The sequence below is a fragment of the Shinella agrisoli genome (genome assembly GCF_046557955.1).
In the GTDB taxonomy this organism is placed as follows: Bacteria; Pseudomonadota; Alphaproteobacteria; order Rhizobiales; family Rhizobiaceae; genus Shinella.
The window spans coordinates 321,887-328,603 of the sequence record NZ_JBJIEP010000005.1 but is presented as its reverse complement, the minus strand read 5'-3'; the positions used below and the strand labels follow the sequence as shown (position 1 = coordinate 328,603).

General features: G+C 63.7%; 8 protein-coding genes. 1 reads left to right on the top strand and 7 read right to left on the bottom strand.

Annotation, left to right across the window (positions count from 1 at the left end; genetic code table 11):
* Window positions 1–568: 568 nt before the first annotated feature.
* Window positions 569–1,360, top strand: coding sequence for a WecB/TagA/CpsF family glycosyltransferase (locus ACIIOY_RS07360; RefSeq protein WP_411033979.1), 792 nt, complete (start codon window positions 569–571; stop codon window positions 1,358–1,360).
* A 41-nt stretch (window positions 1,361–1,401) separates the two neighbouring features.
* Here ACIIOY_RS07360 and ACIIOY_RS07355 read toward each other — a convergent pair whose 3' ends face one another.
* The 7 genes from ACIIOY_RS07355 to fliQ form a co-directional block, all read right to left on the bottom strand.
* Window positions 1,402–1,932: a hypothetical protein gene (locus tag ACIIOY_RS07355; RefSeq protein WP_411033978.1), complete on the bottom strand. Its 531-nt coding sequence runs from the start codon at window positions 1,930–1,932 to the stop codon at window positions 1,402–1,404.
* The gene (locus ACIIOY_RS07350; protein ID WP_411033977.1) at window positions 1,929–2,297 is read right to left on the bottom strand and encodes a hypothetical protein; all 369 of its coding nucleotides are present in this window, start codon (window positions 2,295–2,297) and stop codon (window positions 1,929–1,931) included. The genes ACIIOY_RS07355 and ACIIOY_RS07350 overlap by 4 nt, the downstream gene beginning before the upstream one ends.
* 15 nt (window positions 2,298–2,312) lie before the next feature.
* The gene (locus tag ACIIOY_RS07345) at window positions 2,313–2,861 is read right to left on the bottom strand and encodes a rod-binding protein (RefSeq protein WP_411033976.1); all 549 of its coding nucleotides are present in this window, start codon (window positions 2,859–2,861) and stop codon (window positions 2,313–2,315) included.
* A gap of 251 nt (window positions 2,862–3,112) precedes the next feature.
* Window positions 3,113–3,511 carry a hypothetical protein gene (locus ACIIOY_RS07340; RefSeq protein WP_411033975.1) on the bottom strand — a complete coding sequence of 133 codons (399 nt, stop codon included), beginning with the start codon at window positions 3,509–3,511 and terminating at the stop codon, window positions 3,113–3,115.
* Window position 3,512: 1 nt separating this feature from the next.
* Entirely contained in the window at window positions 3,513–4,265 is a 753-nt protein-coding gene (fliR, locus tag ACIIOY_RS07335; protein ID WP_411033974.1) for a flagellar biosynthetic protein FliR, read from the bottom strand.
* The gene (gene flhA / locus ACIIOY_RS07330) at window positions 4,262–6,349 is read right to left on the bottom strand and encodes a flagellar biosynthesis protein FlhA (RefSeq protein WP_411033973.1); all 2,088 of its coding nucleotides are present in this window, start codon (window positions 6,347–6,349) and stop codon (window positions 4,262–4,264) included. Before flhA ends, fliR begins: the two co-directional genes overlap by 4 nt.
* Before the next feature lie 99 nt (window positions 6,350–6,448).
* Window positions 6,449–6,715, bottom strand: coding sequence for a flagellar biosynthesis protein FliQ (gene fliQ, locus ACIIOY_RS07325; RefSeq protein WP_411033972.1), 267 nt, complete (start codon window positions 6,713–6,715; stop codon window positions 6,449–6,451).
* Window positions 6,716–6,717: the final 2 nt, after the last annotated feature.

Genomic DNA, 6,717 nt, shown 5'->3' with positions numbered 1-6,717 from the left:
CTTCTCCAGGGCGACGGTCGCGGACTTCACGGCGTCAATCACGGAAGCGGCAACCTGCTTCCCATCGATAATGGTGGTCACATTTCTCTCCCTGAATGAATGCGCCCACTCTAGTGGGGCTGCTGATCGGCGGGATGGCCTCCTAACGCCCTATGCTGTCGAAAACGCATAATTTCAAGCGGTCCGCGCCGGAAGAGCGAAATGAAATCCCCCGCGAGGCGCTTTCCTGTCATCGATGAGAGAACAAGGGCGCGCCGCAATGCAACCGGCCATCTGTTCCCTCTTGCGTGATGGACGCCGGAATTTCAGCCGCACGCCGCGGAATATCTTGAAAAATATCAATATCTTTCAACATGCCGACCAATATGGTTAGCAATGCATGAATGCCGCCGTCGGCCTTTTCAGGAAATCCTTAAACGGCCTTTCAGCCGAACTTGCTAAACCGAGCGCTGTACCAGCCTTACGGGAGCATCATGACGCCGGATCGCACGGATACTGCCGAAAACGGCGACCGCGCGGCGCGTGCGATCCCGGTGGAGGCCCCAGTCGCTACGGGAGGAACCGTGCCATGACCCTCGTGTCGGGCAACATCGCCGCTTCGCAGCGGGACATTCTCGGCCTGCCGGTCTGCGATCTCGGCTGGGCGGATGCCTTCGCCCTTGCCGAGGAGATGGCGACCATGCCGTTCGGGCAGAGCGTCATCGCCTTCCTCAATGCGGGCAGCGCCAACCGGATGATGCGGGACCCGGAATACCGGGCCGTGCTGGAACGCCAGATCGTCCTGCCGGACGGCGCGGGCATCGATCTCGCCTCCCGGCTGCTCCACGGCCGGAAGTTCCCGGCGAACCTGAGCGGCATGACCTTCGTTCCCGCGCTGCTGACCCACATTTCCAAGCCGATGCGCGTTGCATTGATCGGCGGGCAGCATGTGGCCCTGATGGGAGCGGCAGAAGAGCTGCGCCGCCATACGCCCTGGCACGACATCCTGCCGATCGCCGACGGCGCCTTCGACCCGGCGCGATCCGACGCGATCATGGAGCGCGTGCGCGCCGCGAATATCGACATCCTGCTTGTCGCGATGGGCAGCCCGGCACAGGAAAAGTGGATCGACCGGCATGTCGGCCCCGGCCATGCGCGGCTGGTGCTGAGCGTCGGCGGCCTGTTCGATGCGCTCACCTATGGGACGCACCGGGCGCCGCGCGGCGCCGGCAAGCGCCGCCTCGGATGGCTCGACCGGTTCATGCGCCAGCCCAACCTCGCCGCTCCGCTCTTCCTTTATCATGTCCTGCGCTACAAGCTTTCGGGCATGACGGCTTCGCGCGGCGGCACGGCCGTAGCGGCAAAGGCCGGCTCGCTCTAGCGACCGGCCCTTGTTGATAATCCCTTTTCAGGGGATGGGCTTCAGTGCCCGCCGCTCTTCTCCGCCGGCTCGGCGGCCGGAACCTCACCCTTGAGAAGCGTGACGCCGCGCCTTGGCGCGGGATCGCGCACCGAGGCGGTCGTCAGATAGTCGATCTGCTCGACATAGACCTCGGCGATGACCTCCGCACCGAAGCGCCGGTTCAGCCCCTCCTTCACGACGCCCCGGAAAGCCTCGATGTCGAAGCTGCCGGTGTTCGCCACGTCGATCATCTTCTTGCCGACGAGGAGCGTGTAGAGCTCGTCGGTGATCAGCTGCGGCAGCGGCACGACCTGCCTTGCCGCCAGATCCCTGTTCGCCTTGTAGGCGAGCCTGGTCAGCAGGTAGCCGTTGACGCCCCCCTCCCCGATCACCGGCACGGTGGTCGTGTAACCGCTGACGAACTCCATGGCCGCCTCGCGTTCGGCGGCGTCGGCATCCACCTTGGGCGCCGACGCCATCTTCAGCGAGAAATAGACCGAGGCGAGCGTGATCGCGAGAATCCAGACGCCTGTGCCGATGAGCTTGATCATGTCCCGTAACCCAGGCGGAACTGTTCCTGCGAATAGGTACCGTCAGCCTCCAGGTCCTGCACGGCGTTCTTCAGGATGCTGACGACCTCGCGGACGGCTTCCAGGTGGGCCGAAACGCGCTGCGCATTGGTGGCGAGCTTTTCCCGCACGCGGCCGAGCTGCGTCGAGAAGGCCGGCGGGACCTCGTCCGGCCGCACGTCGCGCGACAGCATCGCCAGTTCGTAGAGGCAGCGGCTCTTGTGGGCGTTCGAGGTCGGCAGGTCGAAGTGGGGATCGCTGCCGATATTGTCGTTCTCGTTGTCGATGATCGTCTCGAGCCGGCCGAGGACGGTGCGGATCCGCAGTTCGTTGGTAGCCTGTTCCATTTTGTTGGTCTCCGCTTATGCTTTCTTGTCGTCTTGCTTGATGCCCGGGATCAGGTCGGCAAAGGCCTGCCGTTGCAGCGCCTGCACCATGCCGGCTGCGACGCGGTCGACATCCTTCTCCTTCGGATCCGTGGTGATGCCGCTCTTGCCGGCGAGGCTTTCGGCAATGCCGATGCCGCCGCCCTTAGCGAGCGCCTCGCCGAGCTGATCGGCCATCATGCTGCGCCACATCTCGCCGGCCGTGCCCTTGCCGTAGATTTCCTCGCTCTCGGTCGGCATCATCGACTTCACGAAATTCTGCAGCACCATCGATTCGAACTTGCGCAGGTGTTCCGGGACGGATTTCCCGCCTGCGGCCTTGATGCCTTCGGCGGCCTGGGTGGCGGCCGTATCGCGGTTGAGAATACCGACGGCAGCCTGGAACCCTGCACCCGCTTCGGCAAGGCTGGTCGCCTCGAAGCTGGCGCGGTTCGATTTCAGCTTGGCTTGCGCTTCCTGAACCTGGGCCGGGTCGGCGGCGCGCACGACATCGAGCACCAGGTCGCTGGGGGGAGAAATTGCCACGTCTCAGAGCCTTTCAGGTGATCCTCAAGACCGGTCCCGTCCTCATGGCGGTTCGCCGGCCTCATGACCATTCCGGACATCCGCTCCGCCTGCGCCGGTTCGCGGCTGCCTCGGCGGACCTCGTCATCGTCCTGGGGCGACTATCGCCGCTCAACCTTACGGGAGGCTGGTGGCGGATGACGAAGCGGTGACGGCATCGCACGCCAAATCCATTCCGACGCAAGCCTGACGAGAGGCTTGGGGTGGATAAGCTACTCGTCGCCCGCCTTGTAGGCGATGTGCTGGTCGATGAGGTCGTAGATCGAATTGTCCGCCACCTCGCGCTCTTCGGCGCTGCGGGCCTCCTTCATGCGGTCTTCCATGCGGTCGCCCTTGGTGCGCTCGCGCACCACGCGCATCTCGTGCATCTGCTGCACGTTGACCAGCATCTGCTCCTGCTGCTGCAGCTTGCTGTATTGGCCGGAATAGTGGCGCGAGAAGCTGCGGTGCACCGGATCGAGCGAGTTGATCGCGTCGACGACCACATCCATCGTCTCCGCCACCTCCTGCCGCTGCCGGGTCGTGTTGGCAAGGTCGATCTCCGCCATCTTTTCGAGATGGCGCTGGACGGTGACCAGGCGTTTCAGCTTGTCCGAACGGTTCTGCGCCATCCTATTCCCCCCGGAAGACCGGCAGGAAGCCGGCGGCGAAAATCTCGAGCAGCGAGGAAATGCCGAAATACAGCAGGATCATGCCGCCCATTATGATGAAAGGCAGCGAGACGAAGTAGATCGGAATCTGCGGGGCGAGCTTGTTGACGAGGCCGATGGAGACGTTGAACACGAGGCCGTAGAGGATGAAGGGGCTCGCCAGCCTCAGCATGATCATGAAGGTCTGGCTCAGCGTATCCGTCAGCGTGATCAGCGCGCTCTGCGGATTGAAGCCCGCGCCGAGCGGCATGACGTTGTAGGACTCCACCAGCGCCCGCATGAGGACGTGATGGAAATCCAGCATGAAGAGCACCAGCAGGCCGGTAAAGGAGATGAGGTTCGTCAGCTGGTTCTCGGGCGTGTCTTCCAGAACGTCGGGGGTCGGCGGCGCGTTGAAGCCCATCATCATGGTCAGCACCGTGCCGGCGAACTGCAGGCCGAGCACGTAGTAGCGTGCGATGAGACCGATCACCGCTCCCGTCAGCGTCTCGAAGACGATCAGCGAAAGGTATCCGTCGAGCGAGCCGGACGTGCGCGGATAGATCGTGTCCCACAGGATCGGCAGGATCGCCATGGAGATCGCCACCGCGAGGAACAGGCGTATCTGCATGGAAAGGCGCGCGGAGGAGAACCCCGGCAGCAGCATGAAGCACCCGCCGACACGGCAGAAGGCAGCGAACAGCGCCAGCACCGTGCCCTGCGGGTCCGTGATCATGAAATCGAGCCGAGAATCTTGATCTCGATGCCCTTGGCGAGCTCGACATGCGAGAGGACCGGCAATGTGGCGAACAGGCGCTCGATGATCATGCGCACATAAGAGCGGGATTCGGGCGACGTGACCAGCACAAAGGGCGTGCCGCGATCGAGAAACTCGCGGATAACCCGCGTCGCCTGTTCGGAAAACTCTTCGAGCTGGCGCGGATCGATGTCGAACTCGACGATCTCGCCCTTGGAATCGCGCTTGAGGGCCTGGTGGAAGACCATGTCCCACTTGTTGCCGAGACGCAGCACGGGCAGCACGCCATTGTCGGTGAGGTCGCCGCAGATCTGCTGCGCCATGCGGATGCGCACATGCTCGACGATCTGCTCGGTCTTGCGGACATGCGGGGCAAGCTCGGCGACCGCTTCGAGGATCAGATGCAGGTTGCGGATGGAGACGCGCTCGGCAAGCAGCAGCTTCAGCACGGCCTGCAGGCCGGAATAGGACATGTGCGAGGAGCAGATCTCGTCGGCAAGCTTGCGGTATTCGGGGTCGAGCCGCTCGATCAGCACCTTCACGTCCTTGTAGGACAGAAGCTGGGGCAGGTTGTTGCGGATGACTTCGGAAAGGTGCGTCAGCACGACGGAGACATTGTCGATCGGGTGGAAGCCTTCGCGGCGCAGGTCGTCCGCGAAGGTCTCGAGGATCGAGACGGCCGGCATGCCGAAGGCGGGCTCGCGGATGTCGTCGCCCGGCACGCTCGGCTTGCGCCCGCCGCCGGTGACGACGAGCACTTCGCCGACACGCACGACGTTGGAGGCGATCGTCGTGCCGTGGATGCGGATCTGGTAGGACTTGTCGGGGATGGTGATGTCGTCGGAGACCTTGATTTCCGGCACGACGAAACCGTACTGCGCGGCGAATTTCTTGCGCATCTTGCCGACGCGGAAAGCCAGCTCCTGGTGCGCGCCGAGGAGGCGCGTGGAAACCTGCTTGCCGAGAAGAAGCTCGATCTCGGCGGTTTTCAGCACCGACTTGACCGAATCCTTCTCCTGTTCGCGCGAGGCCTGGACCTGTTGGGCCTCCTGCTCGCGCTTGAGGCGGTTCTCCTCCTCGATGCGGCGCGGGATGATCCAGCTGCCGAAGGCCATGATGCCGCCGAGCACCATGAAGGGGAAGAAGGGCAGGCCCGGCATGACGGCAAGCAGCATCATCAGGCCGGCGGCGACGAGAAGCGCGCGCGGGTAGCCGGAGAGCTGGTTGACGACGGCCTGGTCGGTGGAACCTGCGGTGCCGCCGCGCGAGACGATGAGACCGGCGGCGAGCGAGACGATGAGGGCCGGGATCTGCGAGACGAGACCGTCGCCCACCGACAGCTTCACGAAGACGTCGGCCGCTTCCGCAAGCTCCATGTCATGGCGGAAATAGCCGATGATGATGCCGCCGAAGACGTTGATGGCGGTGATGATGAGGCCGGCGATCGCATCGCCGCGCACGAACTTCGACGCACCGTCCATCGAACCGAAGAAGGAGCTCTCCTCCTCCAGTTCGCGGCGGCGAAGCTGCGCCTGCTTCTCGTCGATGAGGCCGGCGGAAAGGTCGGCGTCGATCGACATCTGCTTGCCGGGGATCGCGTCGAGGGTGAAGCGTGCGCCGACTTCCGCGATACGCGTCGCGCCCTTGGTGATGACGATGAAGTTCACCACGATCAGGATCATGAAGACGATGATGCCGATGACGAAATCGCCGGACATGACCAGGCTGGCAAAGCCCGCGATGACCCCGCCCGCCGCGTCGTGGCCCTCGTTGCCGTGGGAGAGGATGACGCGCGTCGTCGCGATGTTGAGCGCAAGGCGGATCATCGTAGCGATGAGCAGGACGGTCGGGAAGGACGAGAAGTCGAGCGGGCGCTGGATCCACAGCGCGACCATGAGGATGAGCACCGAGAAGGCGATGGAGAAGGCGAGCCCGATGTCGATCAGGAACGGCGGGATCGGCAGGAAGAGGATCGACAGGATCGTCAGGATGCCCACGGCGAACGCGATATCGCGGCCGCTGGGGCTTACCTTCGGAAGGTTGATTGCCGGTACTTGCGCCATCTGAATGCGTCCCGTCTCGTCATGAGAGGCGGCGGCGCGCCACACGCGTCGCCATTTCACCCCGATGGCCTACAGGGCGAAGCTTGCGCGAGGGTGGCTCTAGAATCCCGACTCTATCCGGGAAAACACGAGATTGGTGAAAATGGAGATCTGCGCGCCGATGAAGGGGGCCGAGATGGCGATCGTCACGAAGATCGCGAGGATCTTCGGCACGAAGGTGAGGGTCATTTCCTGCACTTGGGTCAGCGCCTGAACGAAGGCGATGGCGACGCCGACGATCATCGCGGCAAGCACGGCAGGGCCGGAGGCCACGATGACCGTCCAGATGGCTGCCTGCGCTATGTCGAGGGCGTCTGCCTCATTCACGG